Source organism: Lelliottia sp. 489, assembly GCF_050435885.1.
Taxonomy (GTDB): domain Bacteria; phylum Pseudomonadota; class Gammaproteobacteria; order Enterobacterales; family Enterobacteriaceae; genus Enterobacter; species Enterobacter nimipressuralis.
In genome coordinates this window covers 166,167-191,904 of sequence record NZ_JBNDLC010000006.1, presented here as the reverse complement: position 1 = coordinate 191,904, position 25,738 = coordinate 166,167, and the positions used below count along the sequence as shown (strand labels likewise).

The following is a 25,738-nucleotide window of genomic DNA, read 5'->3' as shown; positions in this document are numbered from 1 at the left end:
TTCCATTTTTCCAGTCAGGGAGTTGCTATGTCCGCCAGACATCCGGTTATTGCCGTTACGGGTTCGAGTGGTGCGGGAACCACCACCACCAGCCTCGCTTTTCGCAAGATTTTCGCGCAGCTCAATCTGCGCGCTGCCGAGGTTGAGGGCGACAGTTTTCATCGCTTCACCCGTCCTGAAATGGACATGGCTATCCGCAAGGCCCGGGATTTAGGTAAACACATCAGCTATTTCGGGCCAGACGCCAACGACTTTGGCCTGCTGGAACAAACTTTTCAGGACTACGGCCACACGGGAAAAGGTCAGTCGCGTAAATATCTGCACACCTACGATGAAGCGGTGCCGTGGAATCAGGTTCCTGGCACATTCACACCGTGGCAGCCCCTGCCGGAGCCGACGGACGTGTTATTTTATGAAGGATTGCACGGCGGCGTGGTAACGCCACAGCACGACGTGGCGCGCCACGTGGATCTGCTGGTCGGCGTGGTGCCGATTGTCAATCTGGAGTGGATTCAGAAGCTGACCCGTGACATGAGCGAGCGCGGCCATTCGCGTGAAGCGGTGATGGATTCGGTCGTACGCTCGATGGAAGATTACATCAACTTCCTGACGCCGCAGTTCTCGCGCACCCACATCAACTTCCAGCGCGTCCCGACGGTGGACACCTCTAACCCGTTTGCGGCGAAAACAATTCCGTCGCTGGACGAGAGTTTTGTGGTGATTCACTTCCGCAATCTGGAAGACATTGATTACCCCTGGCTTCTGGCGATGCTGCAGGGTTCATTCATTTCCCATATCAATACATTAGTGGTCCCGGGCGGGAAGATGGGTCTGGCGATGGAATTGATCATGATGCCGCTGGTGCAACGGCTGATGGAAGGCAAGAAGATCGCCTGATTTCAGTCGCCGGAGGGCACTTCGCTATCCGGCTGAATCATGCGGTGACAGGCCCGGCAAGCGTAGCGCTACCGGGCGTAGTGTTAAGCGTCGATCACTTCGTACGAATGCGTAATGTTCACCGCTTTTTGCAGCATCAGTGCCACGGAGCAGTACTTCTCCGCAGACAGATCCACCGCACGGGAAACCGCCGCATCCTTCAGCTCTTTACCGGTGACGATAAAATGCAAGTTGATGTGCGTAAACAGACGTGGCGCCTCTTCGCGACGCTCTGACGTCAGCTTCACTTCGCAGTCCGTCACGTCATGACGGCCTTTCTGCAAAATCGAAACCACGTCAATCGCGCTGCATCCGCCCGCCGCCATCAGCACCACTTCCATCGGGCTTGGCGCTTTATCTCCGGAGTTGCCGTCCATCAAAATCTGGTGTCCTGAAGCGGATTCGCCAAGGAACGTTAAACCTTCAACCCATTTCACACGCGCTTGCATTTTCATTAACTCCAAAGTTGCATTTTTCCGAACAGATTACGCGTGCGTTACAATTCTCGCAACGGAAGGCGACCTGCATCATGCTGAAGCGAGACACCAGGAGACACGCGGCTAAAGCTATGCTAAAACAGTCTCGATGCTACAGTAATACATTGACGTTACACATGTATGCAGAGGACATCAAACTTTACTGGCTGCGAACAGTGCGACAGCCACTTCCCAGGTACGGGTAAGAATTCGATTGCAACCCCAGAGTCAGGATGCGATTTTGACTCTGAGACAGCTTATAACAGAGGATAACAGCGCATGGTGCTTGGCAAACCGCAAACAGACCCGACTCTCGAATGGTTCTTGTCTCATTGCCACATTCATAAGTACCCATCGAAGAGCACGCTGATTCACCAGGGTGAAAAAGCGGAAACGTTGTATTACATCGTCAAAGGCTCGGTGGCAGTGCTGATCAAAGATGAAGAAGGGAAAGAGATGATCCTTTCTTATCTGAACCAGGGCGATTTCATCGGTGAACTGGGCCTGTTTGAAGAAGGCCAGGAACGTAGCGCCTGGGTGCGTGCGAAAACCGCGTGTGAAGTTGCAGAGATCTCCTATAAGAAATTCCGCCAGCTGATCCAGGTAAACCCGGACATCCTGATGCGTCTTTCTTCGCAGATGGCTCGCCGCCTGCAGGTCACTTCCGAGAAAGTGGGTAACCTCGCCTTCCTGGACGTAACAGGCCGCATCGCGCAGACCCTGCTGAACCTGGCGAAACAACCTGACGCCATGACCCACCCGGACGGTATGCAAATTAAAATTACCCGTCAGGAGATTGGTCAGATCGTCGGCTGTTCTCGTGAAACCGTTGGCCGTATCCTGAAAATGCTGGAAGATCAAAACCTGATCTCCGCTCACGGTAAAACTATCGTGGTCTACGGAACGCGTTAATTCCGGAACGAACGGCGTGCCATCGCAAGGTGTCACGCCGTTTTTGTCTCTGACGATCATGTGGCGCAGGCTGATTTATCACCCCGAAGTTAACTACGCACTACGTCAAACTCTGGTGTTATGTCTTCCCGTGGCTGTCGGTTTAATCCTGGGCCATCTGCAACATGGGCTGTTGTTCTCTCTCGTTCCTGCCTGCTGCAACATTGCCGGTCTCGATACACCGCATAAACGCTTTTTCAAACGCCTGATTATCGGCGGCTGCCTGTTCGCCGGATGTAGCCTGGCCGTGCAGCTGCTGCTGGCCCGTGATATCCCGCTGCCGTTAATCCTGACCGTGCTGGCGATGACGCTGGGCGTCACGGCGGAGATCAGTTCGCTGCACGCTCGCCTGCTGCCCGCCTCACTGATAGCGGCTATTTTCACACTGAGCCTCGCCGGAAATATGCCCGTCTGGGAGCCGCTGCTGATCTATACGTTCGGTACCCTGTGGTACGGGCTGTTTAACTGGTTCTGGTTCTGGATGTGGCGGGAGCAGCCTCTGCGCGAATCCCTGAGCTTGCTCTACGTCCAGCTCGCGGACTATTGCGAAGCCAAATACACCCTGCTGACGCAACACACAGACCCGGAAAAATCATTGCCCCCGCTGCTTACGCGCCAGCAAAAAGTGGTCGACTTAATCAGCCAGTGCTATCAGCAGCTGCACATGCTGGCGGCCAATAAAAACCATGAATACAAGCGACTGCTGCGCGTCTTCCAGGTGGGGCTTGATCTGCAGGAGCATATTTCGGTCAGTCTGCATCACCCGCAGGAGGTGCAAAAACTGGTGGAGCGCAGCCACGCCGAAGCGGTGATCCGCTGGAATGCCCAGACCGTCGCGGCCCGCCTGCGGGTGCTGGCTGACGATATTCTTTACCACCGTTATCCCACGCGTTTTACGATGGATAAACAGCTGGGCGCGCTGGAGAAAATTGCCCGTCAGCATCCGGATAATCCGGTTGGGCAGTTCTGCGCGTGGCACTTTAGTCGCATCGCACGCGTACTGCGCACTCAGCGCCCGCTCTACCCGCGCGACCTGATGGCCGATAAACAAAAGCGTCTGCCGCTGCTGCCGGCACTGAAAAGCTATTTATCACTGAAATCTTCCGCCCTGCGCAATGCCGCACGCATCAGCGTAATGCTGAGCATCGCCAGCCTGATGGGCGTCGCGCTGCACTTACCCAAGCCCTACTGGATTTTAATGACCGTGCTGTTTGTCACCCAGAATGGTTATGGCGCGACGCGCGTGCGAATTCTACACCGTGCGCTCGGGACGTTTGCCGGGCTGGTGATTGCCGGTATCACACTGCACTTCCATGTTCCTGACGGCTATACCCTGCTGGGAATGCTGGTCATTACCCTGGTCGGCTATCTGATCATCCGCAAAAACTACGGCTGGGCAATGGTTGGGTTTACGGTGACGGCGGTATACACCCTGCAACTGCTGACCCTGAATGGCGAGCAGTTTATCGTGGCGCGGCTGGTGGATACGTTGATTGGCTGTCTGATCGCCTTCGGCGGCATGGTCTGGCTGTGGCCACAGTGGCAGAGCGGGCTGCTGCGCCAGAACGCCCACGACGCCCTCGAAGCGGACCAGCAGGCCATTCGTCTGATCCTGAGCGACGATCCCAAACCTTCGCCGCTGGCGTACGAACGTATGAAGGTCAATCAGGCGCACAACGCACTGTATAACTCCCTCAACCAGGCGATGCAGGAGCCGGGCTTTAATTCAGACTATCTGGCAGATATGAAACTATGGGTGACGCACAGCCAGTTCATCGTCGAACACATTAACGCGATGACGACCCTGGCGCGCGAGCACACAATGCTGACGCCGGATCTGGCGCAGCGCTATTTGCAGTCGTGTGAAATTGCATTGCAGCGTTGCCAGCAGCGTCTGGAGTACGACGCGCCGGGAGAGTCGGGAGATTCCAATATTCTGGAAGCGCCAGAGACGCTCACCCACGGGCCAATGAGCACTCTGGAACAGCATTTACAGCGCGTAATAGGACACCTGAACACCATGCACACCATTTCGTCGGTGGCGTGGCGTCAGCGTCCGCATCACGGAATTTGGCTGACGAGGATTATGCGCCGTAAGACGTCGTGAGGTTTGCGGCTCCGTAGGTCGGAACAAAACGAAGCCGCGACTCCACTAGCCCTGAACGATCTTCTTCACCGCACTGGCAAAGCGGTTCATACCGTCATCGATATCCTGCCCTTCAATCACCAGCGACGGCGCAAAGCGCATCACATCCGGCCCGGCATTCAACACCATCACCCCTTCGTGGGCAGCGGCGTGGAGGAAATCGCGCGCGCGACCTTTGTACTGCGGCTTCAGTTCCGCACCGACTAACAGTCCCATGCCGCGAATATCGCTGAACACGTCGTACTGCGCATCGATCTGCTGGAGATGCTGCACAAACTGCTCACGCTTCGCGTTTACGCCGTTCAGCACTTCCGGGGTGTTGATAATATCGAACGCCGCCCCGGCGATCGCGCACGCCAGCGGGTTGCCGCCATAAGTGGAGCCGTGAGAGCCAACGTGGAAGGCTGAGGCGATCTCTTGCGTCGTCAGGACGGCGCTCACCGGGAAACCGCCGCCGAGCGCTTTGGCGCTGGTCAGGATATCCGGCGTTACGCCGTAGTGCATATAGGCAAACAGATCGCCGGTACGCCCCATACCGCTCTGCACTTCATCAAAGACCAGCAGCGCCTGATGCTCATCGCACAGCTCGCGCAGTCCTTTCAGAAATTCTGGCGTCGCGGCCATCACGCCGCCCTCGCCCTGGATCGGCTCAACCACCACCGCGCAGGTGTGATCGTCCATCACCGCTTTGACCGCATGCAGATCGTTAAACGGCACGTGGATAATATCAGCAGGTTTTGGACCAAAACCGTCGGAATATTTCGGCTGCCCGCCCACGGAAACGGTGAACAGCGAACGGCCATGGAAGGCGTTATGGAATGCAATAATCTTGCTTTTGTATGGGCTGTGACGCGTGGAAGCGTAATAGCGCGCCAGCTTAAAGGCGGTTTCATTGGCTTCGGTGCCGGAGTTCATGAACAGTACACGCTCGGCAAAGGTGGCATCAATGATCTTACGGCCCAGGCGCAGCGCCGGTTCGTTGGTGAAAACGTTGCTGGTGTGCCACAGGGTTTCCCCCTGGGTTTTCAGCGCCTCAACCAACGCCGGATGGCAGTGCCCCAGCGCCGTCACCGCAATGCCGCCCGCAAAATCAACGTACTCTTTGCCCTGTTGATCCCATACCCGACTGCCTTTCCCTTTCACCGGGATAAACTCCGCCGGTGCATAAACCGGCAGAATCACTTCATCGAATGTTGCGCGCGTAATTGCAGGTTGTTCAGTTGCCATGTCATGCCCGTCCGTTTTATGCCACATTAATTGTGAAAATATAATCACAAAATATGCATAAAAAATCACAACAAGGCAATAAAAATTCAGCGATTGAGGAAATTGGCGAGAAGCTGGTGGCCCTGTTCGCTCAGAATGCTCTCCGGGTGGAACTGCACCCCTTCGAGGTCCCACTCGCGATGGCGAATGCCCATGATCTGCCGGGTGTCGCTCCAGGCGGTGACGTCAAAGCACGCAGGAAGCGTGGGCGGGTCGATCACCAGCGAGTGGTAGCGCGTGACGGTCAGCGGGTTATTCAGCCCCTGAAACACCCCCACGCCGGTGTGGGTGACCGGTGAGGTTTTGCCGTGCATCACGCGTTCGGCACGAACAATGGTCGCACCAAACACCTGCGCGATAGCCTGATGACCGAGACAAACCCCCAGAATCGGCAGTTTGCCGGAATAGTGGCGGATGACCTCCAGCGAAATACCCGATTCGTCAGGCGTACACGGCCCCGGTGAAATCACGATTTTATGCGGGGCCAGTACGTCGATATCAGCCAGCGTGATGTCATCGTTACGCCGGACAATGACCTCTGCGCCCAGTTCACAAAAGTACTGGTAAAGGTTCCAGGTAAAGGAATCGTAGTTATCAATCAGCAGGATCATGGCGGCTCCGGGACAAAAATAGCCGCCCTATTCTACTCAGTTTCCCGCGCTTCGCTCACTACTTTGGCAAAGATGGCGTTGAGCGCGGTCAGATCGCCCATCGCCCCGCTCTGGTTGGCCGCCGACCACGCATCCGGATCGATCCCCTGCCAGCTCAGCTGATAGCCCGCATGGATTGCCAGCTGCTCGAAGAAGACGCGCTGCGCGATGCCGTTGCCAATGCGAAACGGGTGCAGCACGTTAATCTCGCAGTAGTAATGGCTGAGTCTGGCAATAAACGCCTCGCGCTCAAGGCCGGTCAGATAGTGCTCCTCCTCCAGGTCCTGCATCAGGGCGTTGCCCTCTTTTTCGATGTACGCAAAATGGCAAAAACGGGTATCGCCCTGATAGATATCGACCTCACGAATCGCCCCAGCCCAGCTAAAAATATCCTGATAAAGGTGGCGATGGATGGCGCACAGATGCGGTAACCCACGGACCGGCGGGCCGAGAGGCAGCGTGGCCGCGCGCAGGGCGGTGAGTTCGTAGGAGGCCTGTGCCAGGCGCTCCGCCTGACGAATACTGAGCGCATTACGCATCACATTCAGGCCGGGATAGAGGTACGGATCGCGGTCGTCACCAATTTTATCGCTCATAGTGCCTCCTGAGTTCCTGAATACGAACCTCGGCGTCCTGCGCACTGAGCGTGACTAACGGGCTATCGACGCCTTCGAGACGGCGGCTGGCCTGGAAATTGGTATTTCGCTGCTGCTCCCAGAGACGGGATTTTTGCTTATCGGTGAGTTTTTTCACTTAACGCCTCCCTGAATGTGTCCGTTTGCCACAAGTATAAGCAGCAAACTGCGCTTTCGCAGGGAGGGGAAAGCAATGCGGGCGAGAATGCCCGCAGAGGAGAATCTTACGGCAGCACTTTTGCGGAGAGGATAACTACCGGTTTTGTCGGCACATTCTGGTATGGACCGACGTCGTGGGTCTGCACCTGAGAGATCTTGTCCGCCACGTCCATGCCTTTCACAACTTTACCGAAGACTGCATATCCAAAATCACGCTGACCGTGATCGAGGAAGGCGTTATCAGCAACGTTGAGGAAGAACTGGCTGGTCGCGCTGTCTTTGTCGGCAGTACGTGCCATGGAGATGGTGCCACGGGTGTTACGCAGGCCGTTATCGGCTTCGTTTTTGATCGGCGCGTTAGGCTGTTTCTGCTGCATCTGCTCGTTAAAACCGCCGCCCTGGAGCATGAAGCCCGGGATCACACGGTGGAATGTGGTGTTGTTATAGAAACCGCTATTTACGTAATCAAGGAAGTTTTTCACAGAAACAGGAGCTTTCTGGCTATTCAGTTCCAGCTCAATATTCCCGGCGGACGTTGTCAGCAAAACATGGGGGTCGCCTTTCGCTGCGAGAACAGCAGGAGAGACAGCAGAAAGAGCAAACACAGCTGCGACAGCCGCCAGAGTTGATTTGAGCATGAGAATTCCTTAAAAAAGCGCGGTAAATAAGGCAAGTTGCTTGATTCTAAAGAGCAGTATGGATGGAGGCCAGCCTTTTACCTAATTTTACGAATTTGAAACAGTTGTAACGGCGCAAACAGTTGAATCCAGCGGGTAAAAAGGTGACTTACGTCATGATAAATACTGTAACGATGCTCATAATTTTCAGAAAAGATTTAAATAGATCACTTTAATGACTAAAATCTGCCCGCACTTCGCGCGTCAACGCGCTTTACGTACATATACAAGGCAGACATGACTAACAGCAACCGCATCAAGCTCACATGGATCAGCTTCTTCTCGTACGCCCTCACCGGCGCACTGGTGATCGTCACCGGGATGGTAATGGGCAACATTGCCGATTATTTCCAGCTACCTGTTTCCAGCATGAGTAACACCTTCACCTTCCTGAACGCCGGGATCCTGATTTCGATCTTTTTAAACGCCTGGCTGATGGAAATCGTGCCGCTGAAAACTCAGTTGCGCTTCGGCTTTGTGCTGATGGTCGCCGCCGTGGCGGGCCTGATGGTCAGCCACAGTATCGCCCTGTTCTCGGCGTCGATGTTCGTTCTCGGGCTGGTCAGCGGGATCACCATGTCCATCGGGACCTTCCTGATCACCCACATGTATGAAGGCCGCCAGCGCGGCGCGCGTCTGCTGTTCACCGACTCGTTCTTCAGCATGGCGGGGATGATCTTCCCAATGGTGGCCGCCGTTCTGCTGGCGCGTAGCATCGAGTGGTACTGGGTTTATGCCTGCATCGGGCTGGTGTACGTCGCTATCTTTATTCTGACCTTCGGCTGCGATTTCCCGGTACTGGGCAAAAAAGCGGTGCAAACCTCTGAGCCGATGGTGAAAGAGAAATGGGGAATCGGCGTGCTGTTCCTCTCCATTGCCGCGCTGTGCTACATCCTCGGCCAGTTGGGCTTTATCTCCTGGGTGCCGGAATATGCCAAAGGGCTGGGCATGAGTCTGAACGACGCCGGTAAACTGGTGAGTGATTTCTGGATGTCGTACATGTTTGGCATGTGGGCGTTTAGCTTCATCCTGCGCTTCTTCGATCTGCAGCGCATCCTGACCGTACTGGCGGGCCTGGCAACCGTGCTGATGTATCTGTTCATCAACGGTTCGCCGGAGCATATGCCGTGGTTCATTCTGACCCTCGGTTTCTTCTCCAGCGCGATTTACACCTCGATCATCACGCTTGGCTCCCTGCAAACCAAAGTGGCGTCGCCGAAGCTGGTGAACTTTGTGCTGACCTGCGGCACCATCGGCACCATGCTGACTTTCGTGGTGACCGGTCCTATCGTGGCGCACAGTGGCCCGCTGGCAGCCCTGCACACGGCTAACGGCTTGTACGCCGTGGTGTTCGTGATGTGTCTGATTCTGGGCTTTGTCACCCGCCACCGTCAGCACAACACGGCAGCGGCTTCTCACTAATGCCTACGCCCCTTTGCCATCGGTGAAGGGGCTGTTTCGTGTAAAACTCACTTCCTCTCCCCCGCTATCGGTTTGTATCCACGTTTGTGCCAGCTGTGTGGTGGCGATCACCCGTCCCTGACGAATCGACCAGCGCACCGGCACCTGGCAACGCACCGCTTCGAAACCGCTCTCAGCAGGCAGAATAATCAGGTTCGCCGGATGACCCGTTTCGATGCCGTAATCCGTTAGGCCAAACGTTCTGGCGCTGTTGTGCGTGATCAGATTTAACCCGCTGTCGATTTGCGGATAGCCCATCATCTGGCAAACATGCAGCCCCATGTGCAGCACCTGCAACATATTGCCCGTCCCCAGCGGATACCAGGGATCAAAGACGTCATCATGACCGAAGCAGACGTTAATTCCTGCCTCGAGCAGCTCTTTCACGCGAGTGATGCCGCGGCGTTTCGGATAGTCGTCAAAACGCCCTTGCAGATGGATATTCACCAGCGGATTGGCGACAAAATTGATGTCTGACATTTTCAGCAGGCGGAACAGGCGCGACGTGTAAGCGCCGTTGTAGGAGTGCATCGCCGTGGTATGGCTGGCAGTCACGCGATGGCCAATGCCCGCCTCGTACGCCAGCATGGCGACGGTTTCGACGAAGCGCGACTGCTCATCGTCGATCTCATCGCAGTGGATATCCAGCGGGCGGTCATATTTTTTCGCCAGCGCGAAGGCGATGTGCAAGGATTCCACGCCGTACTCGCGGGTAAATTCAAAGTGCGGGATCGCCCCGACCACATCGGCCCCCAGTTTTAAGGCTTCCTCCAGCAGCGCCGCGCCGTTGGGATAAGAGAGAATGCCTTCCTGCGGGAATGCGACGATTTGCAGCGTAACCCACGGCGCCACTTCCTGCTTCACTTCCAGCATCGCTTTCAGGGCGGTAAGGGTCGGATCGGAGACATCCACATGGGTGCGCACAAACTGGATACCGTTGGCGATTTGCCACTTCAGCGTTTTCCACGCGCGGGCTTTGACATCGTCATGGCTGAGCAGCGCCTTGCGTTCGGCCCAGCGTTCGATGCCTTCAAACAGCGTCCCCGACTGGTTCCAGCTGGGTTCCCCGGCGGTTTGCGTCGTATCCAGATGAATATGAGGCTCGATAAACGGCGGAATCGCCAGTCCACCGCGAGCGTTAAGCACTTCATAACTTTCGTCATGAGCGTCGCGCATCGGGGTGATCTCTGCAAAACGGCCATTCTCAATGCCGATTTGCCATAACCCTTCCCGGCCAGGTAACCGAACATTCTGAACCAGCCAAAGCGGTGTTGTCGTCATACCTTTCTCCCGAAAAATGCGGCTGAAATTAAGGGGTACGTCATCGTAATCATTAGCCCCCTAATTTGTATATAAATTAGACGCTCGCGAAAAGCGTGCTATTTCCATGACTTATAAAAATCCTGACAAATCAGGTATATACCCACTAAGTGGTAGGTTAAGGCGTATTTGATTTGCATCAATAAGTGCCCCTGCTGAATCGTTAAGGTAGGCAGTAATAGAAAAGAAATCGAGGCAAAAATGAGCAAAGTCAGACTCGCTATTATCGGTAACGGCATGGTCGGCCACCGCTTTATTGAGGATCTCCTTGATAAAGCTGACGCTGCCCAGTTCGATATTACCGTCTTCTGTGAAGAACCCCGCAAAGCATACGATCGTGTACACCTCTCTTCCTACTTCTCTCATCACACCGCGGAAGAACTTTCGCTGGTGCGCGAAGGTTTCTACGAGAAGCATGGCGTCAAGGTGCTGGTGGGCGAACGCGCTATCACCATCAACCGCCAGGAAAAAGTGATCCACTCCAGTGCCGGACGCACGGTTTTTTACGATAAGTTGATCATGGCGACTGGCTCTTACCCGTGGATCCCGCCAATCAAAGGCTCGGAAACGCAGGATTGCTTCGTTTATCGTACCATTGAAGACCTCAAAGCGATCGAATCCTGTGCGCGCCGCAGTAAACGCGGTGCGGTAGTCGGCGGCGGTCTGCTGGGCCTCGAAGCGGCAGGCGCGCTGAAAAACCTGGGGGTCGAAACCCACGTCATCGAATTTGCCCCGATGCTGATGGCTGAACAACTCGACCACATGGGTGGCGATCAGCTGCGCCGTAAAATCGAAAGCATGGGTGTGAAAGTTCACACCAGCAAAAATACCAAAGAGATTGTTCAGGAAGGCACCGAAGCGCGTAAAACCATGCGCTTTGCCGACGGCAGCGAGCTGGAAGTCGACTTCATCGTCTTCTCCACCGGTATCCGTCCGCGCGACAAAATGGCGACCCAGTGCGGTCTGGCCGTGGCTCAGCGCGGCGGGATCATGATTAACGACGCCTGTCAGACCTCCGACCCGGACATTTACGCCATCGGCGAATGCGCCAGCTGGAACAACCGCGTGTATGGTCTGGTGGCTCCCGGCTACAAAATGGCGCAGGTCGCCGTTGACCATATTCTCGGTAACGAAAATGCCTTCACCGGCGCAGACATGAGCGCCAAGCTGAAACTGCTCGGCGTGGACGTCGGCGGGATCGGCGATGCGCACGGTCGCACACCAGGCTGTCGCAGCTACGTTTACCTCGACGAAAGCAAAGAAGTCTACAAACGCCTGATCGTCAGTCAGGACAACAAAAACCTGCTGGGTGCGGTGCTGGTGGGGGATACCAGCGATTTCGGTAACCTGCTGCAGCTGGTCCTGAACGCCATCGAACTGCCGGAAAACCCGGACGCGCTGATCCTGCCGGCTCACGCCTCCAACGGTAAACCTTCTATCGGCGTGGATAAACTGCCCGACAGCGCGCAGATTTGCTCCTGCTTCGACGTGACCAAAGGCATGCTGATTTCGGCGATCAACAAAGGCTGCCATACCGTCGCCGCCCTGAAAGCCGAAACCAAAGCCGGTACCGGCTGCGGCGGCTGTATCCCGCTGGTCACCCAGGTGCTGAACGCCGAACTGGCGAAACAGGGCATCGAAGTGAACAACAACCTGTGTGAGCACTTCTCTTACTCACGCCAGGAGATTTACCACCTGATCCGCGTGGAAGGCATCAAAACCTTCGACGAACTGCTGCAAAAACACGGTCAGGGCTACGGCTGCGAAGTCTGTAAACCGACCGTCGGTTCACTGCTGGCTTCCTGCTGGAATGAATACATCCTGAAGCCAGAGCACACGCCGCTGCAGGACACCAACGACAACTTCCTGGCGAACATTCAGAAAGACGGGACTTACTCTGTGATCCCACGTTCCGCCGGTGGCGAAATCACCCCGGAAGGGCTGGTGGCCGTGGGCCGCGTGGCGCGCGAATTTAATCTGTACACCAAAATCACCGGTTCCCAGCGTATCGGCCTGTTTGGCGCGCAGAAAGATGACCTGCCGGAAATCTGGCGTCAGCTGATCGAAGCAGGCTTCGAAACCGGTCACGCGTATGCCAAAGCGCTGCGTATGGCGAAAACCTGCGTCGGCAGCACCTGGTGCCGTTACGGCGTGGGCGATAGCGTGGGCTTTGGCGTTGAGCTGGAAAACCGCTACAAAGGCATCCGTACCCCACACAAAATGAAGTTTGGCGTCTCCGGCTGTACCCGCGAATGTGCGGAAGCGCAGGGTAAAGACGTGGGGATTATCGCCACCGAAAAAGGCTGGAACCTGTACGTATGCGGTAACGGCGGGATGAAGCCGCGTCACGCCGACCTGCTGGCGGCCGATCTCGATCGCGAAACCCTGCTCAAGTATCTCGACCGCTTCATGATGTTCTACATTCGTACCGCCGACAAACTGACCCGTACCGCCTCCTGGCTCGATAACCTGGAAGGCGGCATCGAATATCTGAAATCGGTGATCATCGACGATAAACTTGGCCTGAACGAGCATCTGGAAGAAGAGATTGCCCGCCTGCGCGAGGCCGTCATTTGCGAGTGGACAGAAACCGTCAATACGCCAGCCGCGCAGGTTCGCTTCAAACACTTTATCAACAGCACCCAGCGCGATCCGAACGTACAGGTTGTTCCTGAGCGCGAGCAGCACCGTCCGGCAACGCCTTACGAGCGCATTCCGGTGACTCTGGTGGAGGAAAACGTATGAGCCAGTGGGTAAACATCTGCAAAATCGACGACATCATTCCGGCGACGGGCGTCTGTGCGCTGCTGGGCAACGAGCATGTGGCGATCTTCCGCCCGCGCCACGATGAACAGCTCTTCGCGATCAGTAATATTGACCCGTTCTTTGAGGCCAGCGTGTTGTCTCGCGGCCTGATTGCTGAACACCAGGGCGAGCTGTGGGTCGCCAGCCCGCTGAAAAAACAGCGTTTCCGCTTAACGGACGGGCACTGTATGGAAGATGAAAGTCACTCTGTGAAGCACTACGACGTTCGCGTGAAAGACGGCAACGTGCAGCTGAAAGGCTAAACCAGAACGGGAGGCGCAATGCCTCCCGTACGTTTCACATGTTTTCTGTATGACGCTTGTCGTTACGGGTATGCTACTCACTAAGCGGAGCATCCGACTCCGTAAACCATCGCAACTGTTAAGGCGAAAGCTCACTCTTAAGAGGTAATGTCGTGGATCACCTGCCGATTTTCTGTCAATTACGCCATCGCGACTGCCTGCTGGTGGGCGGTGGCGATGTCGCTGAACGCAAAGCGCGTCTCCTGTTAGAAGCGGGTGCCCGACTGACGGTGAATGCCCTCGCCTTTGACCCTCAGTTCACCGTATGGGCGCAGGAAGGCATGCTGACACTGGTCGAAGGCGAATTCGACGAAGCGCTGCTCGACACCTGCTGGCTGACCATTGCCGCTACAGATAACGACGAAGTGAACCAGCGCGTCAGCGACGCCTGTGAAACCCGCCGTATTTTCTGCAATGTGGTCGACGCGCCAAAAGAAGCCAGTTTTATTATGCCGTCGATTATCGACCGCTCGCCGCTGATGGTGGCGGTGTCGTCCGGCGGCACCTCTCCGGTGCTGGCGCGTTTGCTACGTGAGAAACTGGAAGCGATACTGCCTCAGCATCTTGGTCAGGTGGCGCACTACGCGGGGCAACTCCGCTCGCGGGTGAAGAAAACCTTCGCCACCGTTGGCGAGCGCCGTCGCTTCTGGGAAAAATTCTTTGTAAACGATCGCCTGGCACAGTCGCTGGCGAATCAGGATCAAAAAGCCATTACCGAGACCACCGAACGCCTGCTGACCGAGCCGCTGGACCATCGCGGTGAAGTGGTGTTGGTCGGCGCAGGGCCGGGTGACGCGGGGCTGTTGACCCTGAAAGGGCTGCAGCAGATCCAGCAGGCGGATATCGTGGTTTACGATCGTCTGGTCTCCGATGACATCATGAATCTGGTGCGCCGCGACGCTGACCGGGTCTTTGTCGGTAAACGCGCCGGGTATCACTGCGTGCCGCAGGAAGAGATCAACCAGATTCTGCTGCGTGAAGCGCAAAAAGGAAAACGCGTGGTGCGCCTCAAGGGCGGCGATCCGTTTATCTTTGGGCGCGGCGGCGAAGAGCTGGAAACGCTCTGCAATGCGGGTATTCCGTTCTCGGTTGTACCGGGAATTACGGCAGCGTCCGGCTGCTCGGCCTACTCCGGTATTCCGCTGACTCATCGCGATTACGCCCAGAGCGTGCGCCTGGTGACGGGCCACCTGAAAACCGGCAGCGAGCTGGACTGGCATAACCTGGCCGCAGAGAAACAGACGCTGGTGTTCTACATGGGGCTAAACCAGGCGGCCACTATTCAGGAAAAACTGCTGGAACACGGTATGCCGGAGGATATGCCGGTGGCGCTGGTGGAAAACGGTACTGCCATTACGCAACGCGTGGTGAGCGGCGTTCTGACTCAACTGGGTGAACTGGCGCAGCAGATGGAAAGCCCGGCGCTGATCGTTGTCGGCCGCGTGGTCGAACTGCGCGAAAAGCTGAACTGGTTCTCCAGCCATTAATCTCCCCCCGCATATTCACACTTCAGGGAGTAGTCTTTAACCGGACTACTCCCGCCTGACACCTGCCGATAACATACCGCCTGCGAAATGGAATCTTTTCCATTAATTCCCTCATTTTACATCCAAAAGTACGGCTCCATTACAAGGAAAGTGTATGTTTAAACTGGCAAAAGCCGCTGTGTTAGTTGGCTTGTTATCTACCCTGACGGCGTGTACGGGTCACGTGCAAAACACCAAAAACAACTGCGGCTATGATTACTTCCTGCACCCTGCGATCTCGATTTCGAAAATGATCGGCGGCTGCGGCCCGGCGGCAGAACAGCCGTAAGTCTTTTTCAGGCACAAAAAAACCGGGAATATCCCGGTTTTTTTATGGGTGCAGAGCGGTTGTTTCGCCGGGTAGCGCTCGCGCTTTCCCGGTCTACGTCAAACCACCCGGCAACGGCTTACGGCTTACCCACAAACCCAATCGCGTCATACACCGCTTTCAGGGTTTCGGACGCACGGGCGCTGGCTTTGTCGGCACCGTCGCGCATCACGTTGTTCAGGAACGCTTCGTCGTTGCGGAAACGGTGATAACGCTCCTGCAGGTCAGTCAGCATGCCGGAAACCGCCTCAGCCACTTCCCCTTTCAGGTGACCATACATTTTGCCTTCGAAGTGCTGCTCAAGCTCAGGGATGCTCTGACCGGTCACGCCGGAGAGAATATCCAGCAGGTTTGATACGCCCGCTTTGTTCTGCACATCGTAGCGAACAACAGGCGGCTCGTCGGAGTCGGTCACTGCGCGCTTAAGCTTCTTAACCACCGCCTTCGGATCTTCCAGCAGGCCGATCACGTTATTACGGTTATCGTCGGACTTGGACATCTTCTTGGTCGGCTCAAGCAGAGACATCACGCGCGCGCCGGATTTCGGAATGAACGGCTCTGGTACTTTGAAGACATCACCATAAATGGCATTGAAGCGCTGGGCGATATCACGGCTAAGCTCCAGATGCTGTTTCTGGTCTTCACCGACCGGTACCTGGTTAGTCTGGTACAGCAGAATATCTGCTGCCATCAGCACCGGGTAGTCAAACAGACCGGCGTTAATGTTTTCGGAGTAGCGCGCGGATTTGTCTTTGAACTGGGTCATGCGGCTCAGTTCACCAAAATAGGTGTAGCAGTTCAGCGCCCAGCCGAGCTGTGCGTGTTCTGGCACGTGAGACTGCACGAAGATGGTGCTTTTCTCAGGATCGATGCCACAGGCCAGGTACAGCGCCAGCGTATCCAGCGTTGCTTTGCGCAGTTTTTCTGGATCCTGACGCGCGGTAATCGCGTGTAAATCCACGATGCAGTAGATGCAGTGATAATCATCCTGCATGTTGACCCACTGACGTAACGCACCCATGTAGTTACCAATGGTCAATTCACCTGAAGGCTGTGCGCCACTAAATACGATGGGCTTAGTCATTTTTCGATTCCTGATGTTCACTGTGCGAAAGCCCGAGTGCGGGCAGTAAATCTTTGAAGTGATCGAACACCACGTCCGGCTCACTCAGCGTAATGGCTTCACCGTAGTTGTAGCCATAGGTTAGGCCGACGGAGGGGGATCCTGCCGATTTGGCCGCCAGAATATCATTGCGCGAATCGCCGACAAAGAGCAGCTGTTCAGGCGATAACGACAGTTTTCCTGCGACCAGTAAGATCGGCTCAGGATGCGGCTTTTTGTTTTGTACGTCATCACCGCCGACGATCACGGAGAAGTACTTCGCGATGCCCAGCGCTTCAAGCAGCGGGGCGACAAACGGCGTCGGCTTGTTGGTTACCAGCGCCAGCGGCAGGCCGTTAGAATGCAGCGCGCTAAGGGTTTCCACCACGTCCGGGAACAGGAAGCTGCCCTCTTCCACCGTCTCTTCATAGTAACGATTGAAGAGTTTACGCAGGACGCGTAACTGCTCGTCCTGGGGGATATCCGAGTGATCGACGCCGGGTTTACCCTGCGCGGCGCGCTGAATCGCACGCTCCTGGCGCGCCCATGTCAGGGCACGTTCCATCAGCACGTCTGCGCCGTTACCGATCCAGGTCACTACGCGATCTTCGCCTGCCATTGGCAGCTCGAGCGCATAGAGCGCCTGATCCACTGCGCTGGTTAAACCTGGCGCGCTGTCGACCAGCGTGCCATCGAGGTCGAACGCGACGCCCCGAATTGCCTTCAACTTATCCATGACTTACCTTTGCCAGTTCAGCGCGCATTTCTTCAATGACTTTTTTGTAATCCGGTTGGTCGAAAATCGCCGAGCCGGCAACGAACATATCCGCACCCGCCGCCGCGATCTCGCCAATGTTGTTGACCTTCACGCCGCCGTCCACTTCCAGGCGGATATCATAGCCAGACTCATCAATACGACGGCGCACTTCGCGCAGTTTATCCAGCGTTTGCGGGATAAAGGACTGGCCGCCAAAGCCTGGGTTAACGGACATCAGCAGGATCACATCCAGCTTATCCATGACGTAATCAAGGTAGCTGAGCGGGGTTGCCGGGTTAAACACCAGGCCCGCTTTGCAGCCGTTTTCTTTAATCAGCTGCAGTGTGCGATCGACATGCTCGGAGGCTTCGGGATGGAAGGTAATGATGCTGGCCCCTGCGGCGGCAAAATCCGGCACAATGCGATCGACCGGTTTCACCATCAGGTGAACGTCAATCGGGGCGGTGATGCCGTAGTTACGCAGCGCTTTAAGAACCATCGGGCCGATGGTCAGGTTCGGCACGTAGTGGTTGTCCATGACGTCGAAATGGACCACATCCGCACCGGCGGCTAAGGCGTTGGCCGTATCTTCACCCAGGCGGGCGAAATCGGCTGACAGAATTGAGGGAGCAATCAAAAACTGTTTCATCCGCATCTCCTTGAAATGTAGTTACCGGCGGGCGAAACGGCTCAGGGTCGATAAAGAGCCAGCAGTTCGTCCACCTTTTTACGTGTGCCGCCGTTGCTGCTGATACTGCGCCGCACTTTAAGCTGAATACGATCGTTCGCCGCTTTGTACCACTCGCGAGTATCAGGCGTGTCATGGTTCGAAATTAACACCGTGATTTGCTTACTGACCAGCTTTTCCGCCATTTCAGCCAGATGAGCCTGCTCTTTCGGGCTGAAGCTGTTGGTGTGATAAGCGGTAAAATTCGCAGTGGCCGAGAGCGGGGCGTATGGCGGATCGCAATAAACCACGGAGTCCGCGTTCGCCATTTCCATGCACTTTTCATACGAGATGCAATGGAACTCCGCTTTCTGTGCCTTTTCGGCAAAATGCTGCAGCTCGGCCAGCGGGAAGTAGGGACGCTTGTAGCGGCCAAACGGCACGTTGAATTCACCCTTCAGGTTGTACCGGCACAGGCCATTGTAGCCATGACGGTTCAGATACAAGAACAACTGCGCGCGACGGAACGCATCCGTGCTCTGGTTGAACTCGGCGCGATACTGATAGTAGGCGTCCGGGTTGTTGTTCTCTGGGGTAAAGAGTTGACGCGCCGCATCGATATACTCATCTGTCTGAGTTTTAACGATGTTGTAGAGGGTAATGAGATCGCTGTTGATATCCGCAAGGATATAGCGAGAAAAGTCGGTGTTCAGGAACACCGACCCGGCGCCCACGAAGGGCTCGATAAGACACTCGCCTTTCGGCAGATGTTTATTAATATCGTCGAGCAGGGGGTATTTCCCCCCTGCCCATTTTAGAAAAGCGCGATTTTTTTTCATGCTGACTAACTAATTACACCTTCTCCGGCTGTGGAAAAAGCTCCGACAGCATCCTGCGCTTTAACCATTACTTCAAATCAGCCTGAACCTGATGAATCGGTTTCGCCCACGGGTTTTTCGCCTGAACATCCGCAGGTAACGCGGCAACTGCGCGTTTCGCTTCGTCTTTAGACGCGTACACACCGCTCACCAGCACATACCAGGGTTGTCCGTTGCGGGTCGTCTGATAAACCACATAGTTTTTCAGATTTGATTTCTTCGCCCAGCCGTTCAGATTGTCGTAGCTGGAAGAGCTGCTCAACTGAAGCGTGTAGTTGCTGGAAGGCGCTGATTTCAGCGAACCCACGTTTCCCGTAGATTTACCCGTGGCTGCAGCGCTGGCCGTTGCCGTCGCAGCTGGCGCAGCTGCTGGCGTTGAGGTCGTGGCCTTCGGTGCAGTCGTCGTCGCAGCAGGCGCTTTCACGGCTGCGGTTTCGGTCTGCTTAGGCTGTGCAACAGGTTTCGCTTCTGGCGCTTTCGCAACCGTCTGCGGTTTGGTTTCACGCTTCGGCTCAATGACAGCCTGTTTGCGCTCTGGTCGAGGCGCAGTCTGGGTCTGAGTCTGACGCGGTTTGGTTTCCGTTGCTGCGGTTTGCGGTTGAGCCGCGCCACCACGAATCGGAGCTACCGTCGCAGGCTCGGTTGGCAGCGTAGAGTTAGCCACTACGTTGTTCACCTGATCCTGGCTCTGCGGTTGGGTCAGTGCGTTATTCAGATCGCCCTGAACTTCTACACGCTGCTGGCCTTCTGGCGTAGCAGGCGTTTGACCCTGAGTTGGCGTTGAGGAGACAGGCGGCAGAGAAACATCCTGCGTCGCATTTGCAGTCTGCTCAGCAGATGTTGTGCCAGGCGCAGGCTGCGCACCATTGGCCTGATCGGCAGTGTCATTCCCCGAAAGATTAATGCTCTTTTCGGCAGAAGGCGTCTGCTCAGTGGAATCCGTTGACGGTGCTTTCAGCGCGGAGCCGATGCCGATAATCAGCAGCAGCAGGACAAATACGCCAAGGCCCATCATGATGTACTGGCGGGAAGCCGGTTTTTTGGCTGCCGCTTTACGTTTGCGTGGGCGACGCTCTACAGGCTCTTCGTCCATTGAATCTTCTTCGGACTCATAACCCTCTTCTTCTTCTCGCTCATCACGCGCATTGCGGCTGCGTGACGGACGACGATCGTCTGCATCCAAATCAACATCGTCAAAGTTGATTTGCGGCTCGTTATCACGTTCTGAAGATTGACGAGAACGACCAGTACGACGATCGCTGGGATCGGGTTTCAGCTCGTCTTCTGGTTTGAATTCATCCATTTAACACCCCACTCAAAGGCTCATGCTTACGACGTTGCATTGCACCTGAATCTAAATAGCCACCTTTGACAGTAGCCAGACCTTTCTAGTTGTTACGCCTGCTGGCAATCAGCAATCGCGCCAAGAACCACTTCGTGCGACACTCCGCCGCGCACTTCACTCTTCCCTATTGCCAGCGGGAGGACTAAACGCATCTCGCCAGCCAATACTTTTTTATCACGCATCATGTGGGGTAAATACGCTTGCGAAGACATCTCGCGTGGTCCCGTCACGGGTAAACCCGCGCGCTCCAGCAGCGTGATGATGCGTTGAGTCTCTTCTTTCGTGAACTGACCCAGACGTTCGGAGGTGCGAGCAGCCATGACCATGCCTGCAGCGACCGCTTCACCATGAAGCCAGTTACCGTAGCCCATTTCGGCTTCAATCGCGTGACCGTACGTATGCCCCAGATTCAGTAAAGCACGTAAGCCGGTTTCCCGCTCGTCCGCTGCAACGACTTCTGCTTTCAGCTCACAACAACGGCGGATGCAATACGCCAGCGCCTGACCGTCAAGGTTAAGCAGCGCATCCATGTTCTCTTCCAGCCAGGTGAAGAACTCACCGTCCAGAATAATGCCGTATTTGATCACTTCAGCAAGGCCTGACGCCAGTTCGCGTTTAGGCAGAGTTTTCAGACAGTCGAGATCCACCACCACCGAAGCAGGCTGATAGAACGCGCCAATCATGTTTTTGCCAAGCGGATGATTGACGGCCGTTTTGCCGCCAACTGAGGAGTCGACTTGCGAGAGTAACGTGGTAGGAATTTGAATAAAACGAACACCACGTTGATAACTTGCCGCAGCAAACCCCGTCAGATCGCCAACAACACCACCGCCCAGGGCAAGTAGTGTCGTATCGCGACCATGCGGTTTTTGCAGTAATGCGGTGAAGACGGTATCGAGTACCGCCAGGCTTTTATACTGCTCGCCATCAGGCAGAATCACACTGTCGACCTTCACGCCTGCCTGTTCCAGCAGATGACGAATCTTGTCGAGATAAAGCGGAGCCAGAGTCTCGTTGGTGACCAGCATTGCCTGATCACCCGCTTTCAGTGGTAAGAAGGAAGCTGGATCGTTAAACAAGCCAGCCGCGATGGTGATAGGGTAACTACGTTCCCCGAGAGTAACTGTAATCCTCTCCATGACGCGACATCCACCTTAAATGCTTATACCCGTGGGCGAGTGTATATAAAGCCAGAATCAGTTGCTTTCCAGCATATGAATAATCTGGTTTGCAACCACTTTAGCGCTCTGATCGTCGGTACGAATGGTTACATCAGCAATCTCTTCGTACAGTGGATTGCGCTCACCGGCCAATGCTTCCAGAACTTCACGTGGAGGCGTTTCAACTTGCAGTAACGGGCGCTTTTTATCGCGCTGCGTCCGTGCCAGCTGTTTTTCGATGGTCGTCTCAAGATAGACCACAACGCCGCGGGCGGAGAGACGGTTACGAGTTTCGCGAGATTTTACAGAACCACCGCCCGTTGCCAGCACGATGCCCTGTTTTTCCGTAAGTTCATTGATAACTTTTTCTTCACGGTCACGGAAACCTTCTTCGCCTTCTACATCGAAGACCCAGCCCACATCAGCTCCGGTTCGTTTCTCAATCTCTTGATCAGAATCGTAAAATTCCATATTGAGTTGTTGAGCCAACTGGCGCCCAATAGTGCTTTTGCCGGCACCCATAGGCCCAACCAGAAAGATATTGCGTTTCTCTGCCATTTTTTCGGTACTACTAAGACTATTCGTTAATGGTAATCCCCGCTTCGCAGACACTCAGCGTAGCAGGACATGAACTGAAACCTCATATGCGATAGTGCGAGAGTCAGACTAAAAATTATCTCAGTAGTCCTGCTTGTTTGGCAACTGATTAAATCACCACGCCAGATGCTTAAAGCAACAAGAGGTAAGATTAGGAGAAGCTGAAACTCAAATCGGTACTCCTTGTATGCTAATTCATGCCCCACGTCAAACATCTGCAACAAACTGGCTGCAAAATCCTCGCGGGGATCGTTTCCATTATTGAATACTAATCAGACGCGGTGTGATGAAGACCACCAGCTCGCGCCGCTCGTTATCCTTACCGTCGTGGCGGAAGAGTTGCCCCACCCAGGGAAGTCCACCGAGACCCGGAATACTGTCACTGCCCGTTTTATTCTTTTGCGAGAAAATTCCCCCCAGCGCGAGTGTTTCACCGCTTTTTACTTCCACCTGCGTTTCGATTTCCTGTTTATCAATCGCCAGGGTTTCGCCATCGGCCTGCTGTAAAACCTGGCCAGGCATGTTTTCGCTAATGTGTAACTTTAATCGCACGCGGCCATTTGGAAGCACCACGGGCGTCACTTCCATCCCCAGCACCGCCTCTTTAAACTCCACCGATGTCGCCCCGCTCTCACCACTGGACACCTGATACGGAATTTCACTGCCCTGTTTGATACTGGCAGGCTGCATATGCGACGCCAATAGCCGTGGGCTGGCGATGATCTCCAGCTGCTGCTTTTGCTCCAGTGCCGACAGCTCCAGATCCAACAGCCTGCCGTCGATCCGTCCAATATTAAATCCGACGTGCGTTGTGGCGCTTGCCACTGACAAATCCGCACCCAGCGTGGTGACTTGCCCCGGTGAACCGGCACTCTGCGCCTCCGCCAGATTCCACTTCACCCCCAGTTCACGCAGGCTTTTTTCATTGATGGTGACGATATGGGCGGCGAGTTCCACCTGGGCCACGGGCAGGTCCATCTGTTCGACCCAGTGCTCCAGAGAATCGAGTACTACGGGTATATCCCGCACCAGCAGGCGGTTGGTGCGTTTATCCACGGAGAGACTGCCCTTGGGGCTGAGCTGTTTTTCCGCCGCTTTTTGCAGCTCGGTGACATCCGCGTAGGCTAAAGAGAGCGCGCGCGAGGAGAGCGGCACATTCAGTTTCTGCTGCGCCAGCTCCTCCTCTTTTCGCGTCTGCTGCTCACGTTGCCCTGCGGCAGTGTTGACATAGAAAATGCCGCCCTCTTCGCGCAGCACCAGTCCGGCGCTGGTCACGACGATGTGCAGCGCCTGCCGCCAGGGCACATGGGTGAGATGCAGCGAAAGCGCGCCTTTCACGTCCGGTGCAACAATCAGATTGCGGCCCTCAAGCTCCACCAGTGACTGTAAAATCTGCACCACAGGCACATCATCCACCGCCAGAGTGACGGGTTTTGGCACTGCGGCCCATGTCGGCATGCTGAGCATCATCAGCAGGATGATTCTCCTGAGTCGTTTCATTCTTCGTTCCCTCTCGTTTCCATCGCCACGCTTTCGGCTCACATCCCTCGCCAAGCCCGACGACCATTTCCGTTTCATTGAATGTCAGCACCTGCCAGCCCGCTGGCAGTCGTTCGCCCTGCCGTATGCGATGCCAGCGCTCCTGTTCATCCTTGACGATACCCACAGCACTTCCGCTCTGGATCATCCCCTGATAGCGCCAGCGCGCTAATGTCCCTGTGGCACAGCGATCGTCCGGCGGGCGAAAGGGGTCACGCATGCCGGTGAGCAGTGCCAGTGAACACAAAATCAGACAGCGCAGCTCAGTTCGCATCGGTGTTCTCCACCTGCAAAACCAGCTGTAACCGCGTCTCCTCCGGCTTGACGGAAAACCCGCTCACTCCCATCCCACGCTGCGCGAGCCGCTCAAACACGGCCGGAATCTGCGCCCAGTCCACTTTCAGCGTTAATTCACCTCCGTTCGCGCCAGGCAGCCAGCGCACCAGCCGCACGCCGTCGCTTTGAAAATCCAGTGGAGAAAACGGCAGCGACGCGGGGATCACCGGCGCAGCCAAAACCGGATGTGGCTGCGCTTCACTCGCCCATAATTCAGCGCGCTCTGCGCCAGCCTGACTTCGCTTTACCTCAAGCTGCGAGAGCTGCTGAATAACCGGACGCGCCACCAGCAGCCAGGCACCCAGCAGTACGGCGACGGTAAAAAGGCTCCAGCAGAACAGGCGCATCCGCGGTAGAAACCCATACCAGCGTTCATAAAAGAGGCGCACGGTTCACCCCTGACTTGTGAGGGTAAAACTGAACGTCCAGCGTCCCTCAGCGTCCTGCTGCATTTCACCTGCAGGCCCGAGAGTAAAATCCGGCAGTTGCCTGAGCGACGCCGCCAGTGCAGAAAGGGCGACGGGTGTCGCGGCAAACCCCGTTAACATCAGCCGAGGCTTCTGGTACTGAAGCTCTGTCAGCCACGCCTGCGCCGGCATCACTGATGCCAGTGAAACCAACGATGATTGCCAGGCCTGTGTTTTCGCGCGCTGTACCCCGACTTGCAGGGTTTGCGGGTGCGCTTTCTGCAGCGCCAGCCACTGCGCGTGATGGGCGTGCAGCTTTTGTTGAATCACGCGCTCACCCGCCAGATGCGCCTCCAGCGCCCGCACCTTAAGCCCCTCGCCGGTTCGCAGGCTTATCATCACGGCAAGAGAAAGTAGGCCGGAGCCTGCAAACAGCCATACCCAAAAACGCCAGCAGGCATGCTGTTGCTGATGGCGCCACGGCAAAAAGTTAGTCGTTGTCACTCGAAGAGTTCTCCCATCGCGAGGGCCAGAGCAACGGTAAAATCCGCGCCACATTCAGGCAGTGGCGGCTGAGAACGCGCCAGCAGACTAAAGGGATCACGCGCTGCGCCGTCGAAGAGCGCGATATCCTCAGGGCTAAGCGCTAACAGGGCCGCCAGCTCGGCCACATCTTTCGCCTCATCCGCGCGTTTTCGCCCCCACTGGTGACGCATCGACCATAGCCAGTGCTGGCCGTCGCACCACGCCACGCACTGCGCGGGAGGGTCAAGAAGCGGCAGGAGATTCGCCAGCGCCGCAGCGTCGGGCGTGATCGCCGCCACATGCAGACGCAACGACTCCCCGAGCGTTAACAGCGCCGCCACCTCCTGGTTTTGTGCGGCCGTCACATGAAAGGCACGGCTAAAGGTGTCTTGCGTATAGTCAAAGCACAGCGCTTCTGTCGGCATTTCCAGTTCACGGGAGATCGCTGAGGCAATCCACGACGCCTGTTCACTTTCGCGTAACGTCAGCGCCGGAGCAGGCAGCGTCTTTTGCAGCGTGCGGGCGGCCGGAAATGCGATAAACAGGCGGTGGTAATGGGGGAGAGCCTGACTCCAGTCTCTCAGCGCCGCAACCAGTTGTTCCGGCTGAATAATTTTCCCGTCGCGGATAATCCCCGCCGGTAGCGGGATATGCCACCAGCGGCGCAGGCACCACCCGGTGCGCTCCTGGGTGACTGAGACAGCCAGAACGCTATCTTGTTGAAGATGAAAACCTGTTCGCCACGTTTTGAAAGCCATACTTCACGATCTCCTTATCGCCCGTCAGG

Annotated in this window: 27 protein-coding genes; 8 read left to right on the top strand and 19 right to left on the bottom strand. The window is 55.8% G+C overall.

Annotated elements, in window-relative coordinates:
• Nucleotides 1-27: 27 nt before the first annotated feature.
• The gene (locus ABIE11_RS17955) at nucleotides 28-897 is read left to right on the top strand and encodes a phosphoribulokinase (protein WP_100778627.1); all 870 of its coding nucleotides are present in this window, start codon (nucleotides 28-30) and stop codon (nucleotides 895-897) included.
• 83 nt (nucleotides 898-980) lie between these two features.
• On the opposite strand, the gene ABIE11_RS17950 is transcribed toward ABIE11_RS17955, so the two are convergent.
• Nucleotides 981-1,385 (bottom strand): OsmC family protein, encoded by a 405-nt coding sequence (locus ABIE11_RS17950; RefSeq protein WP_429185045.1) that lies wholly within the window; start codon nucleotides 1,383-1,385, stop codon nucleotides 981-983.
• Between the two features lie 306 nt (nucleotides 1,386-1,691).
• On the opposite strand from ABIE11_RS17950, the gene crp reads away from it, so the two are divergent.
• Together crp and ABIE11_RS17940 are read left to right on the top strand one after the other, a co-directional pair.
• The gene (gene crp, locus ABIE11_RS17945) at nucleotides 1,692-2,324 is read left to right on the top strand and encodes a cAMP-activated global transcriptional regulator CRP (RefSeq protein ID WP_000242758.1); all 633 of its coding nucleotides are present in this window, start codon (nucleotides 1,692-1,694) and stop codon (nucleotides 2,322-2,324) included.
• Nucleotides 2,325-2,382: 58 nt separating this feature from the next.
• A complete protein-coding gene (locus ABIE11_RS17940; protein WP_100778626.1) occupies nucleotides 2,383-4,470 on the top strand; it encodes a YccS/YhfK family putative transporter in 2,088 nt (695 codons plus the stop codon).
• A 45-nt stretch (nucleotides 4,471-4,515) separates the two neighbouring features.
• On the opposite strand, the gene argD is transcribed toward ABIE11_RS17940, so the two are convergent.
• The 5 genes from argD to ppiA all read right to left on the bottom strand — a co-directional run bounded on the left by argD (nucleotide 4,516) and on the right by ppiA (nucleotide 7,857).
• Nucleotides 4,516-5,736, bottom strand: coding sequence for a bifunctional acetylornithine/succinyldiaminopimelate transaminase (gene argD / locus ABIE11_RS17935; RefSeq protein ID WP_123429778.1), 1,221 nt, complete (start codon nucleotides 5,734-5,736; stop codon nucleotides 4,516-4,518).
• A gap of 86 nt (nucleotides 5,737-5,822) precedes the next feature.
• The gene (gene pabA / locus ABIE11_RS17930; protein ID WP_429185023.1) at nucleotides 5,823-6,386 is read right to left on the bottom strand and encodes an aminodeoxychorismate synthase component 2; all 564 of its coding nucleotides are present in this window, start codon (nucleotides 6,384-6,386) and stop codon (nucleotides 5,823-5,825) included.
• Nucleotides 6,387-6,418: 32 nt separating this feature from the next.
• Nucleotides 6,419-7,021, bottom strand: a complete 603-nt coding sequence (locus ABIE11_RS17925; RefSeq protein WP_429185022.1) for a putative adenosine monophosphate-protein transferase Fic — start codon at nucleotides 7,019-7,021, stop codon at nucleotides 6,419-6,421.
• Complete coding sequence (locus ABIE11_RS17920) at nucleotides 7,011-7,178, bottom strand: YhfG family protein (protein WP_100778622.1); 168 nt, start codon at nucleotides 7,176-7,178, stop codon at nucleotides 7,011-7,013. Before ABIE11_RS17920 ends, ABIE11_RS17925 begins: the two co-directional genes overlap by 11 nt.
• Before the next feature lie 106 nt (nucleotides 7,179-7,284).
• Nucleotides 7,285-7,857 (bottom strand): peptidylprolyl isomerase A, encoded by a 573-nt coding sequence (ppiA, locus tag ABIE11_RS17915; protein ID WP_095283699.1) that lies wholly within the window; start codon nucleotides 7,855-7,857, stop codon nucleotides 7,285-7,287.
• A 276-nt stretch (nucleotides 7,858-8,133) separates the two neighbouring features.
• Here ppiA and tsgA point away from each other — a divergent pair, with 276 nt between their 5' ends.
• Nucleotides 8,134-9,318, top strand: a complete 1,185-nt coding sequence (gene tsgA, locus ABIE11_RS17910; RefSeq protein WP_429185021.1) for an MFS transporter TsgA — start codon at nucleotides 8,134-8,136, stop codon at nucleotides 9,316-9,318.
• A 3-nt stretch (nucleotides 9,319-9,321) separates the two neighbouring features.
• Here tsgA and ABIE11_RS17905 read toward each other — a convergent pair whose 3' ends face one another.
• Nucleotides 9,322-10,638 (bottom strand): cytosine deaminase, encoded by a 1,317-nt coding sequence (locus tag ABIE11_RS17905; RefSeq protein WP_102105345.1) that lies wholly within the window; start codon nucleotides 10,636-10,638, stop codon nucleotides 9,322-9,324.
• A gap of 240 nt (nucleotides 10,639-10,878) precedes the next feature.
• Here ABIE11_RS17905 and nirB point away from each other — a divergent pair, with 240 nt between their 5' ends.
• From nirB to ABIE11_RS17885, 4 genes are all read left to right on the top strand, one after another.
• A complete protein-coding gene (nirB, locus tag ABIE11_RS17900; RefSeq protein WP_100778619.1) occupies nucleotides 10,879-13,422 on the top strand; it encodes a nitrite reductase large subunit NirB in 2,544 nt (847 codons plus the stop codon).
• Complete coding sequence (nirD, locus tag ABIE11_RS17895; protein ID WP_102105343.1) at nucleotides 13,419-13,745, top strand: nitrite reductase small subunit NirD; 327 nt, start codon at nucleotides 13,419-13,421, stop codon at nucleotides 13,743-13,745. Before nirB ends, nirD begins: the two co-directional genes overlap by 4 nt.
• A gap of 152 nt (nucleotides 13,746-13,897) precedes the next feature.
• Nucleotides 13,898-15,271: a siroheme synthase CysG gene (cysG, locus tag ABIE11_RS17890; protein WP_429185020.1), complete on the top strand. Its 1,374-nt coding sequence runs from the start codon at nucleotides 13,898-13,900 to the stop codon at nucleotides 15,269-15,271.
• 154 nt (nucleotides 15,272-15,425) lie between these two features.
• Nucleotides 15,426-15,599 (top strand): YhfL family protein, encoded by a 174-nt coding sequence (locus tag ABIE11_RS17885; RefSeq protein ID WP_100778616.1) that lies wholly within the window; start codon nucleotides 15,426-15,428, stop codon nucleotides 15,597-15,599.
• A gap of 118 nt (nucleotides 15,600-15,717) precedes the next feature.
• Here the strand turns inward: ABIE11_RS17885 and trpS are convergent, their stop codons facing one another.
• The 12 genes from trpS to ABIE11_RS17825 all read right to left on the bottom strand — a co-directional run bounded on the left by trpS (nucleotide 15,718) and on the right by ABIE11_RS17825 (nucleotide 25,709).
• The gene (gene trpS / locus ABIE11_RS17880; protein WP_100778615.1) at nucleotides 15,718-16,722 is read right to left on the bottom strand and encodes a tryptophan--tRNA ligase; all 1,005 of its coding nucleotides are present in this window, start codon (nucleotides 16,720-16,722) and stop codon (nucleotides 15,718-15,720) included.
• The gene (gene gph, locus ABIE11_RS17875) at nucleotides 16,715-17,476 is read right to left on the bottom strand and encodes a phosphoglycolate phosphatase (protein ID WP_100778614.1); all 762 of its coding nucleotides are present in this window, start codon (nucleotides 17,474-17,476) and stop codon (nucleotides 16,715-16,717) included. The genes trpS and gph overlap by 8 nt, the downstream gene beginning before the upstream one ends.
• Nucleotides 17,469-18,146, bottom strand: a complete 678-nt coding sequence (gene rpe / locus ABIE11_RS17870; RefSeq protein ID WP_100778613.1) for a ribulose-phosphate 3-epimerase — start codon at nucleotides 18,144-18,146, stop codon at nucleotides 17,469-17,471. The genes gph and rpe overlap by 8 nt, the downstream gene beginning before the upstream one ends.
• A 41-nt stretch (nucleotides 18,147-18,187) precedes the next feature.
• Nucleotides 18,188-19,003, bottom strand: a complete 816-nt coding sequence (dam, locus tag ABIE11_RS17865) for an adenine-specific DNA-methyltransferase (RefSeq protein ID WP_100778612.1) — start codon at nucleotides 19,001-19,003, stop codon at nucleotides 18,188-18,190.
• A gap of 67 nt (nucleotides 19,004-19,070) precedes the next feature.
• Nucleotides 19,071-20,345 (bottom strand): cell division protein DamX, encoded by a 1,275-nt coding sequence (gene damX / locus ABIE11_RS17860; protein ID WP_429185018.1) that lies wholly within the window; start codon nucleotides 20,343-20,345, stop codon nucleotides 19,071-19,073.
• A 92-nt stretch (nucleotides 20,346-20,437) separates the two neighbouring features.
• Entirely contained in the window at nucleotides 20,438-21,526 is a 1,089-nt protein-coding gene (gene aroB, locus ABIE11_RS17855) for a 3-dehydroquinate synthase (protein ID WP_100778610.1), read from the bottom strand.
• Nucleotides 21,527-21,583: 57 nt separating this feature from the next.
• Nucleotides 21,584-22,105 carry a shikimate kinase AroK gene (aroK, locus tag ABIE11_RS17850; RefSeq protein ID WP_010436374.1) on the bottom strand — a complete coding sequence of 174 codons (522 nt, stop codon included), beginning with the start codon at nucleotides 22,103-22,105 and terminating at the stop codon, nucleotides 21,584-21,586.
• 297 nt (nucleotides 22,106-22,402) lie between these two features.
• Entirely contained in the window at nucleotides 22,403-23,644 is a 1,242-nt protein-coding gene (hofQ, locus tag ABIE11_RS17845; protein WP_100778608.1) for a DNA uptake porin HofQ, read from the bottom strand.
• The gene (locus ABIE11_RS17840; protein ID WP_429185016.1) at nucleotides 23,553-23,957 is read right to left on the bottom strand and encodes a HofP DNA utilization family protein; all 405 of its coding nucleotides are present in this window, start codon (nucleotides 23,955-23,957) and stop codon (nucleotides 23,553-23,555) included. The genes hofQ and ABIE11_RS17840 overlap by 92 nt, the downstream gene beginning before the upstream one ends.
• Entirely contained in the window at nucleotides 23,947-24,408 is a 462-nt protein-coding gene (locus tag ABIE11_RS17835; protein WP_429185015.1) for a HofO, read from the bottom strand. Before ABIE11_RS17835 ends, ABIE11_RS17840 begins: the two co-directional genes overlap by 11 nt.
• Before the next feature lie 3 nt (nucleotides 24,409-24,411).
• On the bottom strand, nucleotides 24,412-24,930 hold the full coding sequence (locus ABIE11_RS17830) for a PilN domain-containing protein (RefSeq protein ID WP_429185014.1): 519 nt from the start codon (nucleotides 24,928-24,930) through the stop codon (nucleotides 24,412-24,414).
• On the bottom strand, nucleotides 24,927-25,709 hold the full coding sequence (locus ABIE11_RS17825; RefSeq protein ID WP_429185013.1) for a DNA utilization protein HofM: 783 nt from the start codon (nucleotides 25,707-25,709) through the stop codon (nucleotides 24,927-24,929). The genes ABIE11_RS17830 and ABIE11_RS17825 overlap by 4 nt, the downstream gene beginning before the upstream one ends.
• Between the last annotated feature and the right edge of the window lie 29 nt (nucleotides 25,710-25,738).